Source organism: Streptomyces sp. NPDC025651, from assembly GCF_055558735.1.
Genome location: NZ_JBVHLZ010000018.1, coordinates 83,576 through 107,064 on the forward strand (window position 1 = coordinate 83,576; position 23,489 = coordinate 107,064).

Below are 23,489 nucleotides of genomic sequence, written 5' to 3' on the forward strand. Positions count from 1 at the left end.
TGGAAGGACCACGATGAGCCTGGGCTGTTCCCTGGAGCCGGGGGGTCCGCACCTGGCCGGCTGGCGGCATGCGGCGGCCGACGTGCGCGCCGGCCTCGACTTCGCGCTCTTCGCCGAGACGGCCCGGTTGTGCGAACGGGCAGGCATGGACGCCATGTTCGTGTCCGATTCCCTGGCGGCCCCGGCGGGCGGGCCGGACGTCCTGTCCCGTACGGCGCTCGGGGCGCGGTTCGAGCCGACCACGATGCTGGCCGCGCTCTCCTCGGTGACCGAACGGATCGGGCTGGTGGCCACGGCCACCACCGCGTACAACCATCCGTATCTCGTCGCAAGGAAGTACGCCTCGCTGGACCACATCAGCCACGGCCGTGTCGGCTGGAACCTGGAGTCCTCGAAGGGGCCCGCCGAGACGCGGAGCTTCGGCGAGGGCCCCTTCCCCTTCCGCGGCGAGCGCTACGACCGGGCGGCGGAGTTCGTCGAGGTGGTGAAGAGCCTGTGGGACAGCTACTCCGACGAGGCGATGCTGCGGGACAAGGAGTCCGGTCGGTACTACGACCCGGGCGAACTGCATCTGACGGAGCACCGGGGCGAGAACTTCGCCGTGCGAGGGCCGCTGAACATCTCCCGTCCGCCGCAGGGCCACCCCGTGATCTTCCATGCGGAAGACGCCCCGGGCGCACGGGACTTCGCCGCCCGCCACGGTGAGGTGATCGTCACCGCCCCGAGCTGCCTGGACGAGGCGAGGGAGGCGTACCGGGACCTCAAGTCCCGATCCGCGGCCGCGGGCCGCGACCCCGACCAGGTGGTGGTCTGGCGCCGCTTCGCCCCGGTGCTCGCGCCCACTCGGGCGGCGGCCGAGGCCCTGCGGGAACAGCTCGACGGTCTGCTCCACGACGACGTGCTGTGGAGCGTCGTGCGGGAGCTGCTGCCGGGCGCGGACTTCACCGGTCTCTCTCTGGACGACCCGCTGCCGGAGGGAACCGGCGCCGGGGGCAGCATCCGCGCGTTCGCCCTGTCGGCGGCCGGCGGTGTGGTCCCCGGCAGCCCGGAGCGCATCGCCGACGACATGCAGGAGTGGTTCGAGGAGGAGGGCGCCGACGGCTTCCTGCTCTCCTTTCCCCCGCTCCCCGGCAATCTGCGGCTCTTCGTCGACGAGGTCGTCCCGGAGCTGCGCCGCAGGGGGCTGTACCGCACGGACCGTCCCGGCAGGACACTGCGCGAGAACCTCGGACTGCCGAGGCCGAAGGAGGTGTGGCGCTGATGAGCAGGCAGGACCATCTGCGTCTGTGCGCGTTCATCAAGCCGGGCGGCAGTTATGTGTCGTCGTGGCGGCTTCCCGACGTGCCCGCGAACGCGGGCGTCGACATGGCCACGGCGATCCAGGTGGCGAGGACCGCGGAGCGGGGCGGGTTCGACGCGCTGTTCTTCCCCGACACCCTGGCCATGCCGTGGACCGATCAGGAGATCGCGGTCCGGCAGGGACTGATCGCAGATGTGGTCGATCCCTTGCTCCTGGCATCGGCGCTGGCACCGCTGACGAAGCGCATCGGCCTCGTCATCACGGCGTCCACCACCTACAACGAGCCCTACCACCTGGCACGTTACTTCGCCTCCCTCGACCATCTCAGCGGCGGCCGGGCAGGCTGGAACCTGGTCACCTCGCTCACCGACAACGAGGCCTGGAACTTCGGGCGTGAACACCACCTCGGGCACGAGGAACGGCTGGCCCGCGCCGAGGAGGCCTATGACGTGGTGTGCGGGCTGTGGGACAGCTACGCGGACGACGCCTTCGGCCACGACAAGGAGGCCGGCCGGATGTTCGACCCGGAGAAGGCCTTCGCCCCGGGGTTCAGGGGTGAGCACTTCGAGGTCGACGGCCCGCTGAACCTGCCCCGGCCGCCCCAGGGCAGGCCGGTGATCGCCCAGGCCGGAGCGTCGGCGGGCGGACGACGACTCGCCGCACGGGTGGCCGACATGGTGTTCGCCATCGAGGCCGACCGGGAGCGCGCGAGGCGGCAGGCCGCCGAACTCCGGGAGCTCGCCGCCGACATGGGGCGCACCGGCGCGGGGCCGCTGTTCATGCCGGCGTTGACGGTGGTCCCGGGCCGCACCAGGGCCGAGGCCGAGGACGCCATGGCCCGCATGGAGGCCACCGCCGATCCCAGGGTGATCCTGGCGACTCTCTCCTACTACCTGGACTGCGACGCGTCCGGATTCGCCCTGGACGAGCCGTTGCCGCCGCTGCCGCCGACGAACGCTAGCCACAGCGAGCGCGACAGGCTGGTGGCCGAAGCGGCGAGGGACGGCCTGACCGTTCGCGAGCTGGCCCTTCGGCAGGACAGGGCCGACACGCTCGTGGGCAGCGCCTCCGAGATCGCCGACCACATCCAGGAGTGGTTCGAGACGCGTGCGGCCGACGGCTTCACCGTCATTCCCCCTTACCTGCCCGGCGCGTTGGACTCCTTCGTGGACCTGGTCGTGCCGGAGCTGGACCGGCGGGGGATGCTGCGGCCCGCGCGGGACGGCGAGACGCTGCGGGACCGGCTCGGCCTCGATCGTCCGGCCCACCGGGTTCCGGCCCGCCGTCGTGCCGCCGTCCGGGAGGGAAGCGGCTACTGACGGCTGGTCTCGCGCGCCATGGACCGGGGCTCGTCGGCCCCGGTCCGTGCCGTGCCGAGCAGGGCGGCGACGATGATCCCGCCGACCACGATGAAGCCCGCGGCGACGAGCATGCCGAACGAGAAGCCCTCGGCGGCGGCTTGTACCGGGCCCTCCGTGTCCCGGACGGACTCCGTGCGGCGGGTGGCCAGCATGACCAGCACCGCGATGCCGCAGGCGCCGCCGACCTGCTGGACGGAGCTGAAGAGCGCGGAACCGAGTCCGGCGTTCTCCTCGGTCGTCCCGTGGACCGCCGCCATGCTCAGGACCGGCAGGCTCAGGCCGCAGCCGAGGCTGGTCAGGAGCATGCCGGGGAGGATGCCGGAGACGTAGCCGTCGCTCGCCTCGATGCCGGACATCGTGACGAAACCCGCGGCGGTGATCAGGAACGACACCGTCAGGCTCGGGCGGAAGCCGAACCTGATCACCACCCGGGAGGAGCCCCACATGCCCACCAGGAGACCGGCGCAGAACGGCATGTACGCGAACCCGGCCTTGAGCGGTCCGTAGTCGACGACCGTCTGCAGGTGGATCATCAGCAGGAAGGACATCGCGAAGAGGGCGGCCGAGAAGATCAGCGTCGCGATGTCGGCGACGGCACGCGTCCGGACGGCGAGGAACCCCAGTGGGACCAGGGGATCGGCCGTGCGGGACTCGACCACGACGAACGCGACGGCCAGCGCCACGGAGAGGATCAGGGGTCCGTGACTGGTCGCGTCGTGCCAGCCCTGATCACCGGCCCGCAGCAGGCCGTAGACCAGGGACACCACGGCGAGGGTGCCCAGTACGGCGCCGGGCACGTCCAGGCGGGTGCGCCGGGAGGCCCGGCTCTCGCCGACGAGGCGGGGGAGCAGGGCGAGCGCCACGACGGCGACCGGAACGTTGATGAAGAAGATCCAGCGCCAGGAGGCGAGCCCGGTCAGGGCTCCGGAGATCACCAGACCGAACGTGCTGCCCAGACCCGCGATGCCGCCCCAGATGCCCAGTGCCTTGGCCCGCTCCTGGTCGCTCGGGTAGATGAGGGTGATGAGCGACAGCGCCGCCGGACTGGCCATGGCGGCGCCCGCGCCCTGGACGAGCCGTCCGAGGACGAGTTGCCACGGCTCCTGCGCGCTGCCGCACAGGAGGCTCGCCGCGCTGAACAGCGTGACACCGACGAGGAAGATCCGCCGGCGTCCGAGCAGGTCGGCCATGCGCCCGAACAACAGCAGCAGCCCGCCGAACGCGAGGAAGTAGGCGTTGACCACCCAGGCGAGTCCCGCGCTGCCGAAGCCGAGGTCGTCCCGGATGCTGGGGAGCGCCACGCTCACCACGTTGTCGTCCAGGATGAGCATGAACTGGACCAGGCAGAGGACGACGAGGGCGGGGCCGCGGCGGTCGGTGCGGTGCGTCGAGGGCGACGTCGCGGTCATGCCGAACGCCTCTTCGCGGACACCGTTTCGGCACGCGGGCGGCGGCGGATCGGTCCTCGACAGGGCCAGGTGGGAGACATGCCGCCACTCTAGGGAGCCGATGTCGTGGCCGCGATGCTCTACAGGGTCACGTCGTAGCGCGCTGAGGCCACGCGGTCTCAGCGCCCCGTGCCGGCCAGCAGCCCCGCCAGGATGATCTCCAACTCCTCGCGCTGTGTGCTCTCCACGACCGGCTCCGTCGCTTCGGGGACGGGCCTGGCCAGGGGCAGCACGGCGGCCGCGCGTGCCCGGCCGGAGGCCTGCCCGGGCTGTGGTCGCAGCTGTTGCGGAACCGTCGGTACCGCCAGCCTGCCGACCGTGTAGTGCCAGATGACGCGGTAGCTGTGGACGGCCGCGTCGAGGCTGAGCCCGCACTCCACGCAGGAGTCGATCACCGCCTCGACGGCCCACAGTGCCGAGACCGTCATCAGGTCGTCCGCCGTGAGGACTTCGGCGATCCACGGGCAGCCCACGAACATGTCGTGCAGGACCTCGGCGGAGGCGAGCAGGCGCTCGCGGGGGTCTTCGGGCAACTCGGGGCGGGGGAAGTGCTGGGCCTGCTCCTCCAGGAGGAGCAGCAGGAGTTCGTCCTTGTCCTGCACGTAGTAGTAGAGGGCCATCGGCGTACTGGACAGCTCCCGCGCCAGGCGACGCATCGTCAGGCGGCCGGGCCCTTCCTCCTCCAGGACGCGGTGGGCCGCTTGGAGGAGCGCTTCCTTTGACAGGCGGGGCGGACGGCCGACTCTGCCGGCGCGTGGCGATACGGGCTGCATCGCTCCATCCTTCCATCAGGGGCCGCGATGGGGCCCGACGGGGAGCGGGAGTACGCACAAGGGCGTACGCGGTGGTTGCCGGTGCGCGTACACAGGGCCTCCAGCGGCATCCAGACGAAGCACAGATCCTCAACAGAAGCGCGCAGCATGATGGGCCGGGCACGCCGCAGCAGGCGGCCCGATGGTGGGAGTCCGGAGTGGAGAGCGTCGTCCAGTGCGCCGTGGACACCATACGCGAGCGGTACAGCGAGCCCCTGACCCTTGATGACCTTGCCGACGCGGCCCTGGTGAGCAAGTTTCACTTCCTGCGCGTCTTCAGCCGCGTGGTGGGGGTGACTCCCGGCAGATATCTGAGTGCCGTCCGGCTGTACGAGGCCAAGCGGCTGCTGAGCGGGACGAAGCTGACCGTCGCCGAGGTGTCGGAGCGCGTGGGCTACGGCAGCCCGGGCAGCTTCGCGCGCCGCTTCACCGAGGCCGTCGGCATGTCTCCGACCCAGTACCGACGCCTGGGCCGCGGGGAGTTGCCGGACCGAGGGCAGGGCCTTGCCGAGGGCGGCGCGCAGGGGCGTGGCTCGCTGTCGGGCAGGGTGCTGGCCGACAGCGGGCCGGCCGGCGTGATCTATGTCGGTGCCTTCGACAGCCCGATCCTCCAGGGACACCCCAGTGCCTGGACGGCCTTGCGCGGCCCCGGCTCCTTCGTCCTGCGCGGTGTGCCGTCCGGGAGTTGGTACGTCCACGCGCTCGCGCGCAGGCCCGACGTGCCCGGGGTACCGGGCGACGCCGAGGACGCGGTGATGACGGACACGGTGGGGCCCGTGGCCGCCGGGCCGGGGTGCGGGAGCGTGGAGCTGACGCTGCGCGCGCCGGGCTGGCGATGTCCGCCCGTGCTGTCCGCGCTGCCGTTCGTGGGGCAGCCGCTGTCCGCCGCGAGCTGACCGGACGGCTCCGCGGCACCCCTCATGTCCGCTTCGACCGCCCCAACTCCCCTTTCCTGTGGCAGTGTTCATTGCGACCCCCTTGTTGTACGTGTATAAATACGTGGCGGGGGGACGGTAGTTGCTGCGTATCGACGTATTGAAGACAAGATCGACCCGGCTCCACGCGGCTCCGACGGAGCCACCGGCAGGTATCCGGCAGCACCGCTCTCGACGCGCGCCGGGCCCTCCCACCTGCTGGGTCGCTGCGCCCTCCTGCACAGGACAGTCGGACGGAACGGCTGCCGTGCCGGAGGGCTTTCGCGCCAGGCAGCCAGGTCCGGAAGGGAGGAGCCGTGGTCACGGTGGAGGATGTCCAGACCCGCACCACCTCCGGGGTGCCACCGTGTCCGACGCGCGGCGGGGAGCGGCCGTAGCCGTGTACTGAACGCCCCACCGGCCGGAGCACGTGACACCGTGCGCGCCGACATTCGGGGGTATCGCCGAACGGGACGCCACCTGATGGGCGGGAGGCGTCCAGGCGCACGGCTTGAACGTTCGGTACCCAGATGAACAAAGAGGTAGGGATGTCACGGAAGAGCGAGCCGCGCCGCATTCCCGGGAGCGCTGTCCAGACGGTCGGGGCCTGGACCATGGCAGCGCTCAAAGGGGAGGTCTGCGAGCTCTTGGGCGTGCGCGACGACCACGTCGCGGACACGTCGAACCTCTTCGAACTCGGCCTTGAGTCCTTGCAGTTGATGAGGCTGGCCCGCCGTCTCGCACGGTCCGGGGCCCCGGTGAGATACCCCGAACTCGCCCGTGACGCGCGCCTGACGGCCTGGTACGCACTGCTGAACGGCCGACCGGAACCCACGATGCCCGACGAGGACGAGAGCCGTGCCCCGGGGGGCGGATCCACCTCCCCGGCCCCACGCGTGGCGCAGGGGCATGCCCGGAGCGAGCCTCAGCAGCCTTTCGCCCTGACACCCGTCCAGCAGGCGTACTGGGTCGGCCGTGGCGAGGACAGGCCGCTCGGCGGCGTCGGCTGCCACGTCTACCTGGAGATCGACAGCCCGCCACTGGAACCGGAACGCCTGGAGCGGGCCGTGCACGCCCTGCACGCCCGCCACCCGATGCTCCGGGCCCACTTCACCGAGTGGGGCACCCAACGCGTCGCGGACACCTCGGTCTGGGCGGGCCTGACGGTCTTCGACCACCGCAGGCAGCCCCGGGACGCCATCGAGAGCGCGGTGCTCAACATCCGCACGGCCCTCTCGCACCGGCGGCTCGAAGTGGGCAGGGGAGAGGTCCTGGACGTCCAGTTGAGCCGACTGCCCGACGCGGTCGACCGCATCCACATCAACCTGGACCTGCTCGCCTGCGACATCCAGGGCATCCGGCTGCTCCTGGAGGACCTCGCCGCCCTCTACGACGCGGACGCCGGCACGGCACTGGACGACCTCACGTACAGCTTTCCGCAGTACCTCGCCGACCGCGCGGCCAACCTCTCGAAGGAGCGTGTGCGGGGCATGGAGCACTGGCGGCGCCGACTTCCCGAACTGCCCGGCGGGCCCGGGCTCCCGCTGGCGGTCGAGCCCAAGGACGTGGTCAGGCCCCGCTTCGTACGGCGCACGCACGAACTCACCTGGCGGGAGTGGGCCGCACTCCGCGTCCGGGCGTCGGAGCACGGGATCACCCCCGCCGCGCTGCTCGCCACCGCCTTCGCCGAGATCCTCGGACGGTGGAGCGACCACCAGCACTTCCTGATCAACGTCCCCATCAGCGACCGCGACCAGTCCGTGCACCCGCAAGTCGAGCGCGTCATCGGCGACTTCACCGGCCTCGTGCTGCTGGAGGTCGACCTGACGCGCGGCGCGGGATTCGCGCAGCGCGCCAAGGCCGTCCAGCGCCAGCTCCACGAGGACATCGGCCACGCGGCGTACACCGGCATCGACGTCCTGCGCGACATGATCCGTGAGGACGGCGAATCCCCGCGCGCCGCACCCGTCGTCTTCACCTGCAACACCGAGGCCCCGCTCGTGCCCGACGCGTTCGCCGCGAGCTTCGGCGAACTGTCGTGGATGGTGTCCCAGATCCCGCAGGTCTGGCTCAGCTCACAGGCGTACGGGACCCGCCAGGGCGGAGTGCTGCTGGCCTGGGACGCGGTGGAAGAGCTGTTCCCCGACGGCCTGTTGGACGCCATGATGTCCGCCCAGGCCGCGCTGCTGCGCGACCTCGCGGCACTGGACTGGAGCACCCGGCCCGCCGTCGAACTGCCCGCCTCCCAGCGGGAACGCCGTGCGGAGATCGCCGCGGCACCCCGCCGCGAGCACGGCAGGCTGCTGCACCAGACCTTCTTCGAACGGTCCCGCGATCGCGCCGACGACGCGGCGCTGCTCTGGGGCGTGGACGGCGTGCTGACCCACCGGGAGCTCGCCGGACAGGCACTGCGCATCGCCCGTTCGCTGCGTGACCGGGGCATCGGGCGGGGCGACACGGTGGTCGTCAGGGCAGCCTCGGGGCCCCAGCAGATCGCGGCCGTCCTCGGCGTGCTCGCGGCGGGCGGCACCTACGTGGCCACCGGCGCCTGCCGGCCCGCCGAACGCCAGGAGTGGATCACGCGCGCGAGCGGCGCCCGGCTGATCCTGGACGGCACCGGCGCACCGCCCCCGCCGTTGCCGTACGTCGAGGTGGTGTCATTGCGCGACGCCCTCCTGCCCGAGCCGCTCGACGCCCCGGTGCCCGCCGGCCCCGACGACATCGCGTACGCGGCCTTCGCCCTGGGCTCCTCGGGCACGCCGCGGTTGGTCGAGGTGACGCACCGCGCGGTGGTCGACACCGTGAAGGACATCGACGGCCGCTTCGGCATCGGGCCGCGCGACCGCGTGCTCGCCGTGTCCGACCCCGACTCCGACCTCGCCGTCTGGGACCTGTTCGGCCCGCTCACCGAGGGCGGGGCGCTGGTCCTGGTCGACGAGGCGGACCGGCGGGACGCCTTCGCCTGGCTGACGCTGTGCGAACGGCACGGCGTGACCGTGTGGAACAGCGTTCCCGCCCTGATGGACGTGCTGCTCGACGTCGCCGAGTCCGAGGGGCTGCCGCGCTCCCTGCGCCTCGCGCTGCTCTCCGGTGACTGGCGAGGGGCCGACCTGGAGCGATGGCTGCGCGCCGCCACGCACGGCAGGTGCCGGCTCGCCGGGCTCGGCGGTGTCGCGGAGACCGTGATCTGGGCCAACACGTACGAGATGCGCTTCGTACCGTCGCAGTGGCGCGCGGTGCCCTACATCAAGCCGCTGCCCAGCCAGAAGTTCCGCGTCGTGGACCCGCAGGGCAGGGACTGCCCCGACTGGGTGCCGGGCGAACTGTGGGTCGGCGGCGGCGGGTTGGCGCTGCGGTACCGCGACGACCCCGGTCTGACCGCCGAACGGTTCTGCGAGGTGGCGGGCGAACGCTGGTTCCGCTCCGGCGGCATGGGCCGCTACTGGCCCGACGGGAGCCTGGAGTTCCTCGGCCGGATGGGGCAACAGGTCAGGATCGACGGGATGCCGGTCGAGCTGGACGAGATCGAGGCGGTGCTCCAGGAGCATCCGCAGATCGCGCGCTCGGTCGTGGTGCCGGTCGGCGAGCGGCGCCGCGAACTGGTCGCCGCCGTCGTCGGCCCCGAGCCGCTGACCGGGATACGGGTGGCGGCCGATGCGGGCCGCACGCGCGCCCCCGTCGGCGAGTGCGCCGCGCTGTCCCTGGAGCACTCGCTGACCGAGACCGTCCTCGCCTCCCATGTCGCCGACCACCTGGGGGAGCACGCGGGTCCGCTCGACGCACGGTCGTTGCCGGTCGCCGAGGAACGCCGTCCCCATTTCGCGCTCTGGCTCGACTACCTCACCGAGCGCGACGTCCTGCGGGCCGCGGGACAGCGGCTGACGGCGGGCCCCCGCTGGGCCGAGGTGCGCGACGGAGGGCGCGCGGCGCTGCTGCGGCAAGGGGTGCGCGACAGCCCGTTGGAGAGGACGGCACAGGCCTGGTCACGGGCGCTTCCCCTGCTGCGGGCCGTGCTCGGGGCAGAAGCGTCCCCGGCTGAGCTGTACGACGATCCCGAACTGTCGCCCGAGCCTTTGAGCGCCGAGCTGGACGGCACGCGTGCGTGCATCGCGGCTGTCTCGCGCGCCCTGGCCGCCGGGGCCGAAAGGCGGCTCGCGCCGCTCGCGGTCGCCGAATGGGCGGGGATGAGCGGCAGGACCGCTGTACGCCTGCTGCGTCAACTGGCGCCGGGGGCCATCGACTTCACGCTGCTGGATCCCTCGGACACGCGCCTGGCCGAAGCGGAGGCGCGGCTGGCGTCCACCAGGCACGCGGCGAAGACCTTCCGTCAGGACGCCTCGCGCGTCACCGAGGGCCAACTGCACCGCTACGACGCCGTGGTGGTGAACGACGTGATCAGCCGCATGCCGCACCTCCAGGCGACCGCGGCCGCGCTCAGCATGGTGCTCAAGCCGGGCGGCCGGCTCCACCTCCTGACCCGCGTCGCCGCGTCGCCGCTGGCGCTGCTCACCGGTGCCTCGGCCGCCGAACCGCCCGTGCCGGCAGGGGTGGACGAATGGGCCGAGGTGCTGGCCCGTGCGGGCCTGGCCGAGGTGAAGGTGGCCAGGGAGGAGCCGGACGGAGTGGTGCTCGTCCAGGCCGTGAGGACCAGCGCCCACGGCTACCTCGACCCGCTCGCCCTCAGGGGCTGGCTGGCCGACAGGCTTCCCACCCACATGATCCCCGGCGCGATCGTCGGGTTGCCGATGCTGTACCTCACCCGGAACCGGGAGATGGACAGGCGGCGCGTGCGCCAGCTCCTCGCGGGCACCGCGGGCCAGGCCCAGGCGCACGGCGATCCGCCGCGCGGGCCGCTGGAGAGGTCGGTCGCCGCACTGTGGGCACAGACCCTGGGCGTGCCCGTGACAGGGCGCGACACGGACTTCTTCCTGCACGGCGGAGACAGCCTGCTCGCCGCCCGGCTCACGTTGGCCGTGCGGCGCCGTATGGGTGTCGAGCTGACGATGCCGGAGCTGCTGAGGGTCCCCACCGTCGCCGCGATGAGCGCGCTGATCGAGAGGCGGCGCGGCCCTTCGGGGCATGACGACAGGGCGCCGGGTTCAGGGCGGGAGTCGGAAGAATACGAGGAGTTCGGGAAAGGACCCCTGTGAGTACTGTGGAATCGTCGACGCGCGGTGCCCTTCGCAGCCCCGCCGCCCCTGTTCCGAGCCTGCGGAGCTTTCGCCCGCGCCGCAACGCCCCGGTCCGGCTGGTGTGCTTCCCGCATGCCGGCGGATCGGCGGGAACCTTCCGTACGTGGGCGGTGGGCGCCCCGGCCGACGTGGAGGTGTACGCCGTGCAGTACGCGGGGCGCGGCGACCGTTACCACGAGGGCGCGGCGCGCAGCATGGACGGCCTCGTCGGTCCCGTCGCCGCCGACCTGCTGCGGCCGGAGTTCGGTGCCCCGCCGAGCTCCCTGGTGCTGTTCGGCCACAGCCTGGGCGCCGTGGCCGCGTACGAGACGGCACGTCTGCTCAGCGACCGGGGGCACGCACCCGCCGCGCTGATCGTCTCGGGGCACCCGGCTCCCGCCCTCGCCCGGGGCGACACGGTCCACCTGGGCACGGACGCCGAACTCCTCGCCGATCTGCGCAGGTTGGGCGGCGCGGCGGCGGAACTCCTCGACGACGAGGACCTGATGGAGGTCATGCTGCCGACGATCAGGCTCGACTACCAGGTCATCGAGACCTACCGCCGGCGGCCGGGACCCAGGCTGGCGATGCCGGTCACCGCCCTCTACGGCGACCGGGACGAGGAGGTCCTGGCCGACGAGGCCGACGGCTGGCGCGAGGTGACGGAGGGGGAGTGCGCGACTGTCGCCTTCCCCGGCGCCCACTTCTATCTGGAGGAGCAGAGTGAGGAGGTGCTGGCCCAGGTGGTGTCCAGCGCCCGCGCCGGGGTGCGGGGCGGTCAGTCCGACGCGAGGGCGTCCGGCCGGTAGGTGGCGAGAATTCCGTCGACGATGTTCTCGAGACCGCGGCGGTGGGTGCTGCGGGTGACGAGTTCGGGCCAGCGGTCGGCCACCGCGGTGAGCCTGGGATGGTGCTCGGGCGAGGCCTCGTCGATGGCCGGGGCGTTCCCGGCCGCGCCCCCGCCCTTCTTCGCGCCGAGACGTTCCCTTGCCTGATGAGCCATCAACTCCCCTGCCGTGTAACGCCAGATGAGCTGTTGGGCCTTGGTGGCCTGCTCCGGAGGGAGGCCGCACGCGCCGGCGGCCTCGGTGATGCAGTCGGTGATCCAGGAGACCGCCACGGCCAACAGGTCGGGGGAGGTGAGGATCTCGGCGAGGAACGCGGCCTCGGACAGGAGGTCGTAGAGCAGTTGGGAGGCGGCGATGAGCCGCTCGACCGGCTCTTCGGGAAGCTCCGGGCGGGGGTAGGACTGGGCCTTCTTCGCCAGGAGCAGGATCAGCAACTCGTCCTTGTCGCGCACGTGGTGATAGAGCGCCATCGGCGTGATGGACAGGCTGCGTGCCAGCCGCCGCATGGACAGGCTCTCGTGGCCCTCCTCGTCGAGGATGCGCTGCGCGGCATCGATGATCACCTGTTGGGACAGGGCCGAGGCGTTGCCGCCCTTGCCGCGTGGTGATGCCGGTGTTCGCATCCGGTTCTCCCGTTCCTCAGGCCCGCGGGCCGGTCGCCGGCCGTCGATGTGCTGGTGCTCGTCACGAGCATAAGGAGCGGTTCGACTGTTGCGCCCCACGATGTCGGTGGCCGGGCCTTCCGAGGGTGTCCGGGCTCCGTCCTGATGCGGGGCAACTTGGGAGAGTGACATCCGCAGAGCGACCGGCTAGCGTTATCTTACGCGTACAACCTACAAGTACAAAAAGCCCTGGAGGCGCAGTGGACTTGGAGCGTGTGAGCAAAGGGAAGGTGCTGCTGGCTGTCGCGTTAGCCCAGTTCCTGGTCATGCTCGTGATGTCGATCGTCAACGTGGCACTGCCCGCGATCCAGACCGGCCTCGACTTCGAACCGGCCCAGCTCCAATGGGTCGTCAATTCCTACGCGTTGACGTTCGGCGGCCTGCTGCTGCTCGGCGGCCGTGCCGCCGACGTCTTCGGCCAGCGCCGCCTCCTCGTGGGCGGCACCCTGCTCTTCGCCGTCGCCTCGCTCGCCGGTGGACTGGCGCAGAACGACGTGCAGTTGCTCGTCGCGAGGGTGCTCCAGGGCGCCGGTGCGGCAGCCATGGCCCCCGCCGCCCTGGCCCTCCTGACGACCACTCACCGCGAAGGGGCGGAGCGCACCAAGGCGTTCGGTGTGTACGCGGCGGTGTCCGCCGTGGGCGGCACCTTCGGGGTGCTGCTCGGCGGACTGCTCACGGAGTACCTCGGCTGGCGCTGGATCATGCTGGTCAATGTGCCGATGGCGCTCGTGGTCGTCTGGCTGTCGATGCGTCACGTCCCGGCCGGGATCGTCGGGGCCCGGCGCCGGCTCGACGTGCTCGGCGGCATCCTCGCCACCCTCGGTGTCAGCCTCCTCGTGTTCGGTGTGGTGCGTACGACGGACCACGCCTGGACGTCGGGGACGACGCTCGGCACGCTGGCGGGCGCCGGCCTCCTGATCCTCGCCTTCGTCGCCGTGGAGAGCCGGGCCACATCCGATCCGCTGCTGCGGCTCGGCCTGCTGGCCAAGCGGAGCGTGGGCGGGGCCAACATCTTCATGCTCTTCCTGTGCGCGGGCCAGTTCGCCGCTTTCTACTTCATCGCGCTGTATCTCCAGCAAGTGCTCGACATGAAGCCCGCGGTGGCGGGAACGGCGTTCCTGCCCTTCTGTTTCGGGGTGATCGCCGGGACCGTGGTGTCCACGCGGCTCGTGCCGAAGCTGGGCATCAAGACGCTGCTGGTGCCCGGTGGCCTGATCGGCGCGGCGGGCTTCGGCTGGTTCGCGATGCTCGATGTGTCGGGCAGCTTCGCGGTCGACGTGCTCGGCCCCTCCCTGATCGCCGGCTTCGGGATCGGCGTGTGCTTCGTGCCGCTGACCGGTGCCGCCACCGGAGGTCTTCCGCCGCACGAGGCGGGGATGGCCTCCGCCCTGCTCAACAGCTCTCGGCAGATCGGCGGGGCCATCGGCCTTGCGGCCGTCGTCACGCTGCAGACCCAGCGGACCAACTCCCGCCTGGAGCAGGGTGATTCGGTGAAGGAGGCGATGACGAGCGGTTTCTCACTGGGGCTCGCCATCTCCGGCGGCATCCTGGTGGTCGCGGCGCTGACCGCCGTGTTCATCCTGCCGTCCGCGCGCCGCGCGGTCGGCGCGGAACCCGCGGGAGGCGTCGCCGCGCGAGGGGCGGGGCACCGGCGGGGCGGCGCCCCGGCGCAGGCCGAGGCGACGGACGTACGACACTGAAGCGGCGGGCGTGGTCCGCACGCCCCGAAGTGCGATGCCCGGCCCTTCGTGGCCGGGCTTTCGGGGGCGTCAAGTGAATTGGTCACCTGCCGAGATTAGTTCACCCTCGAACAATGAAAAGAAGGGAAAGTCATTGAGGTGTGAGTGAGTGATCCGGTATGTTGAACATTGATTCGAGCATCTCGGCTTTGGGTGGATAGAGTTGGTTCGTGCCTGCTGCATCGAGGCTGGTGACGAGCGGGAAACCCAAGGTCGCGCTCGTGTCAATATCGCCCGGAATTGCATGCGCCCGGATACTGGACCGATAAGGTTCGGTAATGGGTTGATAAGCGCCTAATAGGTTATGGTTCGACGGAAACGCGGTTGCTTTCCGCTTCCGGCGGGTGAGCGAATGGGCTCGCTTGAAGCGGATTTTGGCTGACTGTCCGCCGTACGCGTCGGGAGCGCGTCGGCTTCTCGCCATGCTCAAGTGGGACGCGGGGGAATTCCTGATGGACTGTGTGCCCTGGTCAACTCTGTTGTGTTGCCGTAAGCGTGATGTAGGTCACCGCATCGGTGAGACATCCGGCGATTGGCCGAGACTGTTCGCCGATCACCACCGAAGCCGGCCGCCGATCGCCTCGGTGGCTCCGGCCCGGCCGGCCGGCGCCGGGTGCGCCCGGCCCTTTCCGCCCTTGCCGTAGGTCCTTCCGCAAGGATGCGTCCCGTGGGCTCCATGCCCCCTTCACTTCCTCTCGCCGTCCGATGTCCTCGGTGCGGCGTGCCCCGCGTGTCCCCGGTGCCCCAGGAGGAGTCCGTCATGAGCGAGCCCGGCGAACGAGGGCCTCCACGCGCGTGGGAACGTTCGCGGTCGGGCCACGGCGCACGCGCGTGCCGGCCGGAGGACGAACGCTGAGGGTGTGGGTGGAGCCGGGCGTCAGCTCTGTTCACCCGGGTCGCCCCGGATACCCCCGCACTCCCGTGCGCGCCGCGCGAAGGCGACGGAGCTCGGGACCGTGCGCAGCGGGCACTGCCTGTCCATTGACTCGACCATGGGGAGCGGGAGACGAGTGCAGGTGAGGGATGGAGACCTGGCTCTGCAACTGCTGGGGCCGATACGAGCCCGGCGCGGAGCCGAAGAGGTGGTGCTGGGTCCCCCCAAGCAGCGCGCCGTGCTCGGTTTGCTGGCGAGCCGGGTGAACGAGGTCGTGGGCGTCGAGCAGGTGGTCGATGCCGTGTGGGGCACCGACGTTCCGCAGACGGCGGTCAACGGCGTTCACACCTATGTCGCGGGACTGCGCAGGGCGTTGGAGCCCGGGCGTGACCGTCGCGCCGTCGGCGGAGTCGTCGCCTCCATGGGTGGCGGCTACCTCCTGCGCATGGAGGAGGACTCCATCGACGCGGCGGTCTTCGTACGGGCGCACGCGGAGGCCCGCAGGCTGCGGGCCGAGGGCGATGTGGTGGGCGCACTGGCGCAGTTGGACACCGCGCTCGGGCTGTGGCGGGGCGACGCGTACGCCGGGATCCCCGGGCCGTTCGCCGACATCGAGCGCACCCGGCTCGGGGAGCTGCGGCTGACCGCCATCGAGGAGTGGGCCGCCGACATGCTGAGCGTGGGCCGCCACTCGGAGACGGTCGCCGTGCTGTCCGAGGCGCTGGTGGCCGAGCAGCTGCGCGAGCGCCTGCGATGGCTGCTCATGCTCGCCCTGTACCGCTGCGGCCGCCAGGCGCAGGCGCTCTCCGTCTACCAGGAGACCCGGCAGATCCTCCAGGACGAACTCGGGATCGAGCCCGGCAGCGAACTGCGCCACCTGCACGCGCAGATCCTCGCCGGCGACCCCGGGATCGCCGTGGGCGACGGCGCCGCCGCGGGGCCGGAGACGCTCACCGCGGCGGCCGGACCCGCGCCCCAGCCGGCCCCGGCCCCCGCACCGCCGTCCATGGACGAACCGCTGCCCGGGGACGTCCCCCGCCCGGCCCAACTGCCCAGTGGGGCGCGGGGGTTCGTGGGGCGGAGCGCCGAACTGGCCGCGCTGCGGCAGATCGTGGTGCCGAGCGAGGGCGAGCCGCGGGCCGACCCCACCACGTGCACCGTGGTGATCGAGGGCCCGGTGGGCGTGGGCAAGACGGAGCTCGCCCTGCGTCTTGCCCACGAGGTGGCGGACCACTACCGGGACGGTCAGCTCTTCGTCGACCTGAGCGGCACCCACCCCCAGGAGGTGCCGCTCACCTCGCACGAGGCGCTGGGGCTGCTCCTGGGCAGCCTGGGCGTCGCGGAGCCGCGGATCCCGGCGAGCCTCGCCGCGAGGACCGCTCTCTACCGCAGTCTGCTGTTCGGCCGCAGGATGCTCCTGGTCCTCGACGACGCCCTCAACCCCGAGCAGTTGCGCCCGCTCATCCCGCGCGGCCCCTCCTGCGTGCTGGTCACCAGCAGGCACCACCGGCAGAGCAGCCTCGCGGCGCGGGAGGGCGCGCACCGTGTCCGCCTCGGCCCGCTGGTACCCGCGGAGTCGGCCGAGCTGATCACCTGTCTCGTCGGCCGGGGACGTACGGCGGGCCAGGAGCAGGCGGTCGCACAGCTCGCCCAGATGTGCGGCCAACTGCCGCTGGCGCTGCGGATCGCCTCGGAAGTCCTCGCGGCCAACCCGAACATCTCGGTGGCGATGCAGGCGGCGCGGTACGCGGTGGAGCGCGGACGCCTGGAGCACGCGGGGCTGGAGGACGACGCGACGGTCAGCCTGCGGACGACGTTCCAGGCGATGTACCGCTCGCTGCCGCTCGAAGCGGCCCGTATGTTCCGGCTGTTGGGGCAGTACCACGCGGCGGTGATCACCGTCTCGGCGGCGGCCTCGCTCGCGGGACTCGGCTGGGACGAGGCCCGCAAGCAGCTGGAGATCCTGGCCGACAGCCACCTGCTGGAAGAGACGGGGCTGCACCTGTACAGGTTCCACGGCCTGGTCGCCTTCTACGCCGCCGAATGCGCGCAGGAGGTCGCGGGCCATCCAGAGGCCGTGCAGAGTTTCGCCAGGGAGGAGGGCACACCATGGTTGGGCGTACCGCAACAGGCCATTCTGTATCCAGTGGTGGGGGGCCAAGGTGGAGAGCGCCGTGCGGCGGGCGGTGTCCGTCGTGAGAGAGCGATACAGCGAGCCGCTGACTCTTGACGACCTCGCGGACGCGGCCGCGGTGAGCAAGTTCTACTTCCTCCGCGTCTTCACCCGGGTCACCGGCGTCACACCCGGACGATTCCTGAGTGTTGTCCGCCTCGCCGAGGCGAAACGCCTGCTGACCGACACCGGCCTGACCGTGGTGGAGATCTCGGCGCGCGTCGGCTACGGAAGCGTGGGGAGCTTCGCCCGCCGCTTCACCGAAACGGTCGGCATGTCGCCCATCCAGTACCGCGGACTCGACGGTGGCGCCGCGCTGCCGCGGCTCCACGGCGCCGCGGACCGGCCGGGACCGGGACCTCATGGCGCGCTCATGGGCCGCGTGTCGGCGGACGGGGTGCCCGCGGCCTCCTTCTACGTGGGGGCCTTCGACAGCCCCGTACTCCAAGGCCGCCCCGCCGCCTGGACCACTCTCGTGCGCCCGGGGCCCTTCACCCTGCACCCTGTGCCCGCCGGCCGCTGGTACGTGCACGCCGTCGCCCGCGACGCGCTCGGCGCCCTTCGGGGCTCCACGGACGGTCCTGCCGCCGCATACGCGGGGCCGCTGCAGGTCGCGCCCGGAGCGACCGGGCGGTGCCCGGAGCTGATGGTGCGCCGCCCGGACTGGAGCCGCCCGCCGCTGCTGTCGGCACTGCCCTTTCTCGAGCAGCCGCGGACGGTCGGCTGACGCCGCCCCTCAGCCGGGGAAACGTCCCAACTCCCGCCATGCGTCGATGCCCGGGCGCATGCCGGCGTCGACGTACTCGAACCGGAGCCCCGTCGGCCCGGGTTCGGTGATCACCCAGTGCGGCACGGCCTCCTCGACCAGACCCGTCGTGCCCTCCAGGCCTACGCCACTGGCCTCGATGGCGATGCCCCTGGCCCGCAGGTCCGCGACCCGCTTCGCCATGTCGCGCTCCCATACGCCGACATGGTGCACCTCCCCGTGCGCCACCGAGGGGAAGATCCCGGAGACCGTCGCCTCGATGAGCTCGTAGAAGGGTGCTCCCTCCTTGGAGTAGACGACCCGGATCTCATGGCCGAGGCCGGGACCGCCGGGGTCGGGAATCCGGATGGAGGCAGGTTCGGGAAAGGTGAGCCCATGGTGCAGGGAGAATTGGGTCATGGCCTCTTCGAGGTCGGGCACCACGACACCGATGTGGAAGTAGGGCGGCTCAGCCATCAGGGCTCCGATGCTGTCGGGACACCGTCTCTCACGGGTCTGACAATTTCCTGTTCTCAGAATGGGTAACGCGTGCATGGCTGTCCTCTCCCAAATTGCTCGGAACGCGCGAAGGGCGCCTCTCCCGCGGATTGCGCAACCTGGGATAACGCGCACGGCCTCCGGACCCCGGAAAATCGGAGGAAATCCCGGGCGGCACTGCCCGGTTCGAGGACGTCCAACAGGAGGACCCATGGGCCCGGTCGGTCGGCACGCGGTGGTCATTGGCGGATCCATGGGAGGCCTCGTCGCCGCCCGCGCACTGTCCGACCGGTTCGAACGCGTCACCGTCCTGGACAGGGACACGCTGCCCGACGAGCCACGGACCCGGCGCGCGGTACCCCACGGCGGGCACGCCCACGCGTTGCTGATCCGCGGCAGGCGGGCCCTGGAGCAGCTCTTCCCCGGTCTCGGCGACGAACTGGTGGAGGCGGGAGCCGTGCGCTTCGACCCCGGCCAGGATCTGCTCTTCCATCAGATGGGCGGCCTGCGCGCCCGGTTCAACAGCGGGGAGCTGGGCATCAGCCTGAGCCGCGCGCTGCTCGAACTCTCCGTGCGCCGCAGGGTCGTCGCCCTGCCGAACGTGACGCTGCGGGACCGCACGAGCGCCGTCGGCCTCAAGGGCGGCGCGGCACGGATCACGGGCGTGGAGGTGGCGGGCGGCGACGTGCTCGACGCCGACCTGGTCGTCAACGCGACCGGCCGCGGTGGCGGAGGGCCCGACGGCTGGCTGGAGGGCCTCGGCTGCCCGGCGCCCGAGGTCGACACGGTGAAGATCGACGTGGGCTACACGACCCGGATCTACCACAGGAAACCCGGCGACCTGCACGAGGGCGGGCTGCTCTACCTCATGAGCGCGACACCCCCGCACGACAAGCGGGCCGCGGCCGCGTTCGCCATCGAGGGCAACCGCTGGATGGTCACCCTGGGCGGCTGGCACAAGGCCCACGCGCCCGTGGACCCCGCGGGCTTCGAGAAGTTCGCGGCCGAACTGCCTGCCCCGCACGTCGCCGACCTGCTCGCCCGCGCCGAGCCGGTGGACGACGGCGACGCCCGCAAGTTCACCTTCCCCGCGGCCAGGCGGCGCTACTTCGAGCGGCTGCGCGAGCTGCCGTCCGGTTTCGTCGCCCTGGGCGACGCGATCTGCAGCTTCAACCCGCTCTACGGACAGGGAATGACGGTGGCGGCCCTGGAGGCGCTCCAACTCGGCCGCTGCCTGGACCACTTCGGGATCCCCTCGGCCGACATGGCCCGCCTCTACTACCGGGCCGCGGGCAAGGTGATCGACACCCCGTGGCAGATGGCGACCGGCGGCGACTTCGTCTACCCGGAGACCCAAGGGCCCAAGCCGCTGGGCAACAAGGCGATCAACTGGTACGTGAAGCAGGCGATGCGGGCCAGCCAGACCTCGGTCGAGGTGCACCGCGTCATGCTCGACATGCAGCATCTGCTGGCGCCGCCGACGGCCGTCATGCGCCCCGCGACGGTGGTACGCACCCTGCGCGCCGCCCGCCGGAGCCGCCGCGCCGGGTGAGCAGGCCGCTCGCCCGCGGTGAAGCGCCGCGTCCCCGCGCCCCCGCTCGTACCGGGGCGCGGGGACGCGGCGCTCGCGGCTCACCGCTCGGCCGGCACCCGGTCCGCCGCGTGGCCCGCCGCGATGAACCCGAAGACCATCGCCGTGGCCAGCGAGGCCCCGCCACCGGGATAGGTACGTCCCGTCATGCGGGCCGCGGTCGAACCCGCCGCGTAGAGACCGCCGATCGCGAGGCCGTCCTCGCCGACGACCCGGGCGTGTTCGTCCGTGAGCAGTCCGCCGGCGGTGCCGGTGTCGCCCGGGAACTGCTGGACCGCGTAGAACGGCCCCTCGCGCAGCGCACCCAGGTTGGGATCGCGCCGGTGCCCCTGGTCGCCGCCGGCCCGGTCGTAGGCGCTGCGCGCCCGGCCGAAGTCCTCGTCGACGCCCGCGTCGGCCAGCTTGTTGAACCGCTCCACCGTCGCCCGCAACCGCTCCGGCGGGAGGCCGCACAGCCGTGCCAGCTCCTCCAGGGTGTCGGCCTTGCGCATATAGCCGCTGCGCAGCCACTCCTTGGGGGTCCGTCCGGGCAGCGCGGCGCCGTACGGATAGCGGTGCCGGTGGCGACTGTCCATGATCAGCCACCAGGACGCGCCGTTCTGCTCGTACATCTTCTGCCCGATCTCCATGTAGTTGGCGGACTCGTTGCAGAAACGGTCGCCGTCCCCGTTGACCATGAGGCAGTACGGAGTCTCGCGTTCCCACACGGTTCCGGCGACATTCCCGTCGGGCAGCACGGAGACGGGTGTCCAGATCGCCTCGTCCATCAACGCGGTGGCGGCGCCGACGTCGAGGGCGGCGCGGATGCCGTCGCCTGCGTCGTGGGGCCCGACGGTGGTCCACCGCGCGGAGGACGGCCGGGGGTGGTACCGCTCGCGCATCTCGTCGTTGCGGGCGAAGCCGCCCGCGGCCAGGACCACGCCGCGGCGGGCGCGCACCGTCCGGGTGCGGCCGCCGGCGTGGACAGTGGCCCCCACCACCTCGCCGTTCTCGACGACGAGTGCGCGCAGCGCGGTGCGGGGCGCGAAGCGCACACCCAGGCGCTGCGCGACGAGCAGGACGTGGGCGACCAGCGCCTGCCCCAGGCTCACTTCGTCACGGCCGGCCGCCTTGCTCCACAGCGTGCGGGCGAGCACGCGGGACAGGGCGCTACGGCCCTGCGGGGCGACACCGGCGAACGGCAGGTCCATCACCTCGCGCACGCTGTTGACCAGGAGCTTCATCGCGAACCCGGGTACGGTCGCGACCTGCCCGCGCCAGGAGCCGAGCCTGCGCAGGTCGAACGGCCGTGGCAGGATGATGCGCCCGCGCTCGTGGCCGCCGGGCAGCTCGGGGAAGTAGTCCGGATACGGGTCCGAGTACTGGAACGCGACGCCGTGCTTCATGAGGAACTCGACGAGCCGCGGCCCCTCCCTCACGAAGGCGGCCTTCCGCGCGTGCGAGGTGACGGGGCCCTCGTCGCCGATGCACTCCTCCAGGTACCGCAGCCCCGCCTCGGCCGAGTCCTCGACGCCGGCCGCCCGCATCACCGGGTTGTCCGGTATCCACAGCGCCCCGCTGGACAGCGGGACCGTGCCGCCGAACCGGTCGGCGACATCGATGACCAGGGGGTCGAGGCCGAGCGCGCGTGCCCGTACGGCGGCGGACAGGCCGGCTGCCCCCGAGCCCACGACCACGACGTCGACGGTGATTTCTCGCTCTTCCAGGGGGTGTTCCCGTGGCACTTCCAGGGCGTGTTCCTGTGGCACCGGACCCGCTCCTCGTGGTGGATTTCCGAATGGCTTATGGCTGCCGATGATGTGGGGTCGACGCGGAGAGCCGCACCTTCCAAATTGCTCAGAATCCTGGTGCGTTGGCCGTGGTGCCCCGAGTCCTGGCAGGTCCCGGACGTCCGGAAGGGGCCTGTAAGACATCGTCCAGAGGGCCTGTAGATCCCATTCAGCGGGCCTGCCGCAAGCTGACCCGGCCTGCCGGGGATATGCGCGCTCTTGCGTCGCCCGGCGTTCCGCCTTCCCCGCAGGCGCTTCCGGATCGCAGCGAGAGAGGGTCAGAAATGGCGTCCACGCTCTACGGAGTTCCTGACCGATTCGATGTCATCGTCATTGGCGGTGGACCGGCCGGCGCGACGACCGCGGGCCTGCTCGCCAAACGCGGACACAGCGTTCTCGTACTCGACAGGGAGCGCTTTCCCCGCTACCACGTGGGGGAGTCGCTCATTCCCGCGTTCATGCGCCCCATGGAGGAATTGGGGCTCACCGAGCGAATGGACCAGCGGGGGTTCGAGCGCAAGTACGGCGGCACCCTGGTGTGGGGGAACGAGCAGATTCCCTGGAACTTCTCCTTCATCAAGGGCGGCCCGCACGCCTACGCGTACCACACCCGTCGCGCCGACATGGACGCCCTGATCCTGGACCGGGCCCGCGAGTTGGGCGCGTACGTCATCGAGGACGCCACCGTGAAGGAGGCGATCCAGGAGGACGGCCGGGTCACCGGCGTCCGCTTCACGCTCCGCGGCCTGGACGGCGTTCAGGAGGCCAGGGCCTCCTTGGTGGTGGACGCCTCCGGCCAGTCCCGGGTGCTCAGCAGGAAGTTCTCCGACATCTCCTGGCACGACCAGCTGCAGAACGTCGCCGTGTGGACGTACTTCGACAACTGCGAGCGGCTGCCGGGCGACGAGTACACCAACATCCTCATCGAGGGCCTCGACGAGGGATGGTTCTGGGCCATCCCGATCGACAAGGGCACCATCAGCGTCGGTTACGTGACCCGCTCCGCGACGGCCGGAGCGACCGAGGGGTCCCTGGAGGACCTCTTCCACCAGGAACGTGAGAAGTCCACCAAGCTCAAGAAGATGCTGGGCAACGCCCGTCAGTCCGCGGGGTTCCGCACCGCGCGCGACTGGTCCTACACCAGCTCGCGCTTCCACGGCGACGGCTGGGTGCTCGTGGGCGACTCCGCCGCGTTCGTCGACCCGCTGTTCTCGACCGGTGTCGCGCTCGCCACGCTCGCGGGCAGCACGCTCGCCAAGATCGTCGACCAGATCATCAAGCACCCGGACATCGAGGAGAAGGCGCTCGACCGCTATTCGACGGCATACCGCTCCTTCTTCGACGAGATACGCCTGTTCGTCGAGCGCTTCTACGACAGGACGAAATACAAGGAGTTCTACTTCAGCCTGGCGCAGGAAATGGTCGACCCGGAGAAGAAGAACGAGCCCAGCGTCGACTTCGTGACGCTGATATCCGGCCTCAGCGGAAAGCACCCGATGTTGAACATCGACCTCGAAGACCTCGTGGGTGATGTCTCGGACCCGCTGTCGGCGTGATCCCAACAACCGGATGAGGATGGGTGAG

General features: G+C 71.3%; 15 protein-coding genes. 10 read left to right on the forward strand and 5 right to left on the reverse strand.

Annotation, left to right across the window (positions count from 1 at the left end):
* Positions 1-13: 13 nt before the first annotated feature.
* The gene (locus tag ACZ4D5_RS40235) at positions 14-1,261 is read left to right on the forward strand and encodes an NtaA/DmoA family FMN-dependent monooxygenase (RefSeq protein ID WP_467777461.1); all 1,248 of its coding nucleotides are present in this window, start codon (positions 14-16) and stop codon (positions 1,259-1,261) included.
* Positions 1,261-2,619 (forward strand): NtaA/DmoA family FMN-dependent monooxygenase, encoded by a 1,359-nt coding sequence (locus ACZ4D5_RS40240; RefSeq protein ID WP_467777462.1) that lies wholly within the window; start codon positions 1,261-1,263, stop codon positions 2,617-2,619. The genes ACZ4D5_RS40235 and ACZ4D5_RS40240 overlap by 1 nt, the downstream gene beginning before the upstream one ends.
* Here the strand turns inward: ACZ4D5_RS40240 and ACZ4D5_RS40245 are convergent.
* Complete coding sequence (locus tag ACZ4D5_RS40245) at positions 2,613-4,070, reverse strand: DHA2 family efflux MFS transporter permease subunit (protein WP_467777463.1); 1,458 nt, start codon at positions 4,068-4,070, stop codon at positions 2,613-2,615. The genes ACZ4D5_RS40240 and ACZ4D5_RS40245 overlap by 7 nt on opposite strands.
* A 158-nt stretch (positions 4,071-4,228) precedes the next feature.
* A complete protein-coding gene (locus ACZ4D5_RS40250; protein WP_467777464.1) occupies positions 4,229-4,765 on the reverse strand; it encodes a TetR/AcrR family transcriptional regulator C-terminal domain-containing protein in 537 nt (178 codons plus the stop codon).
* A 314-nt stretch (positions 4,766-5,079) separates the two neighbouring features.
* On the opposite strand from ACZ4D5_RS40250, the gene ACZ4D5_RS40255 reads away from it, so the two are divergent.
* From ACZ4D5_RS40255 to ACZ4D5_RS40265, 3 genes are all read left to right on the forward strand, one after another.
* On the forward strand, positions 5,080-5,817 hold the full coding sequence (locus ACZ4D5_RS40255) for a helix-turn-helix transcriptional regulator (protein WP_467777465.1): 738 nt from the start codon (positions 5,080-5,082) through the stop codon (positions 5,815-5,817).
* A 632-nt stretch (positions 5,818-6,449) separates the two neighbouring features.
* Positions 6,450-10,985 carry an AMP-binding protein gene (locus tag ACZ4D5_RS40260; protein WP_467777466.1) on the forward strand — a complete coding sequence of 1,512 codons (4,536 nt, stop codon included), beginning with the start codon at positions 6,450-6,452 and terminating at the stop codon, positions 10,983-10,985.
* Positions 10,982-11,815: a thioesterase II family protein gene (locus ACZ4D5_RS40265; RefSeq protein ID WP_467777467.1), complete on the forward strand. Its 834-nt coding sequence runs from the start codon at positions 10,982-10,984 to the stop codon at positions 11,813-11,815. The genes ACZ4D5_RS40260 and ACZ4D5_RS40265 overlap by 4 nt, the downstream gene beginning before the upstream one ends.
* Here the strand turns inward: ACZ4D5_RS40265 and ACZ4D5_RS40270 are convergent.
* Entirely contained in the window at positions 11,785-12,477 is a 693-nt protein-coding gene (locus tag ACZ4D5_RS40270) for a TetR/AcrR family transcriptional regulator (RefSeq protein WP_467777468.1), read from the reverse strand. The genes ACZ4D5_RS40265 and ACZ4D5_RS40270 overlap by 31 nt on opposite strands.
* Positions 12,478-12,731: 254 nt before the next feature.
* Here ACZ4D5_RS40270 and ACZ4D5_RS40275 point away from each other — a divergent pair, with 254 nt between their 5' ends.
* The 3 genes from ACZ4D5_RS40275 (at position 12,732) to ACZ4D5_RS40285 (ending at position 18,029) form a co-directional block, all read left to right on the forward strand.
* The gene (locus tag ACZ4D5_RS40275) at positions 12,732-14,216 is read left to right on the forward strand and encodes a DHA2 family efflux MFS transporter permease subunit (protein WP_467777469.1); all 1,485 of its coding nucleotides are present in this window, start codon (positions 12,732-12,734) and stop codon (positions 14,214-14,216) included.
* A 1,121-nt stretch (positions 14,217-15,337) separates the two neighbouring features.
* A complete protein-coding gene (locus tag ACZ4D5_RS40280) occupies positions 15,338-17,359 on the forward strand; it encodes an AfsR/SARP family transcriptional regulator (RefSeq protein WP_467777470.1) in 2,022 nt (673 codons plus the stop codon).
* Positions 17,325-18,029 (forward strand): helix-turn-helix domain-containing protein, encoded by a 705-nt coding sequence (locus ACZ4D5_RS40285; RefSeq protein ID WP_467777471.1) that lies wholly within the window; start codon positions 17,325-17,327, stop codon positions 18,027-18,029. Before ACZ4D5_RS40280 ends, ACZ4D5_RS40285 begins: the two co-directional genes overlap by 35 nt.
* A 9-nt stretch (positions 18,030-18,038) precedes the next feature.
* Here the strand turns inward: ACZ4D5_RS40285 and ACZ4D5_RS40290 are convergent, their stop codons facing one another.
* The gene (locus tag ACZ4D5_RS40290) at positions 18,039-18,524 is read right to left on the reverse strand and encodes a VOC family protein (protein WP_467777472.1); all 486 of its coding nucleotides are present in this window, start codon (positions 18,522-18,524) and stop codon (positions 18,039-18,041) included.
* A gap of 232 nt (positions 18,525-18,756) precedes the next feature.
* Here ACZ4D5_RS40290 and ACZ4D5_RS40295 point away from each other — a divergent pair, with 232 nt between their 5' ends.
* Complete coding sequence (locus tag ACZ4D5_RS40295) at positions 18,757-20,097, forward strand: FAD-dependent oxidoreductase (protein WP_467777473.1); 1,341 nt, start codon at positions 18,757-18,759, stop codon at positions 20,095-20,097.
* An 80-nt stretch (positions 20,098-20,177) separates the two neighbouring features.
* Here ACZ4D5_RS40295 and ACZ4D5_RS40300 read toward each other — a convergent pair whose 3' ends face one another.
* Complete coding sequence (locus ACZ4D5_RS40300; protein ID WP_467777474.1) at positions 20,178-21,884, reverse strand: FAD-dependent oxidoreductase; 1,707 nt, start codon at positions 21,882-21,884, stop codon at positions 20,178-20,180.
* 305 nt (positions 21,885-22,189) lie between these two features.
* Here ACZ4D5_RS40300 and ACZ4D5_RS40305 point away from each other — a divergent pair, with 305 nt between their 5' ends.
* Positions 22,190-23,461, forward strand: coding sequence for an NAD(P)/FAD-dependent oxidoreductase (locus ACZ4D5_RS40305; protein ID WP_467777475.1), 1,272 nt, complete (start codon positions 22,190-22,192; stop codon positions 23,459-23,461).
* The last annotated feature ends 28 nt before the right edge of the window (positions 23,462-23,489 follow it).

What these genes read in the sequence shown, in the direction of transcription:
- ACZ4D5_RS40245 (WP_467777463.1), bottom strand. Translation starts at nt 4,070, where the DNA reads ATGACCGCGACGTCGCCCTCGACGCACCGCACCGACCGCCGCGGCCCC.
- ACZ4D5_RS40290 (WP_467777472.1), bottom strand. Translation starts at nt 18,524, where the DNA reads ATGGCTGAGCCGCCCTACTTCCACATCGGTGTCGTGGTGCCCGACCTC.
- ACZ4D5_RS40305 (WP_467777475.1), top strand. Translation starts at nt 22,190, where the DNA reads ATGGCGTCCACGCTCTACGGAGTTCCTGACCGATTCGATGTCATCGTC.
- ACZ4D5_RS40270 (WP_467777468.1), bottom strand. Translation starts at nt 12,477, where the DNA reads ATGCGAACACCGGCATCACCACGCGGCAAGGGCGGCAACGCCTCGGCC.
- ACZ4D5_RS40250 (WP_467777464.1), bottom strand. Translation starts at nt 4,765, where the DNA reads ATGCGTCGCCTGGCGCGGGAGCTGTCCAGTACGCCGATGGCCCTCTAC.
- ACZ4D5_RS40295 (WP_467777473.1), top strand. Translation starts at nt 18,757, where the DNA reads ATGGGCCCGGTCGGTCGGCACGCGGTGGTCATTGGCGGATCCATGGGA.
- ACZ4D5_RS40240 (WP_467777462.1), top strand. Translation starts at nt 1,261, where the DNA reads ATGAGCAGGCAGGACCATCTGCGTCTGTGCGCGTTCATCAAGCCGGGC.
- ACZ4D5_RS40235 (WP_467777461.1), top strand. Translation starts at nt 14, where the DNA reads ATGAGCCTGGGCTGTTCCCTGGAGCCGGGGGGTCCGCACCTGGCCGGC.
- ACZ4D5_RS40260 (WP_467777466.1), top strand. Translation starts at nt 6,450, where the DNA reads ATGGCAGCGCTCAAAGGGGAGGTCTGCGAGCTCTTGGGCGTGCGCGAC.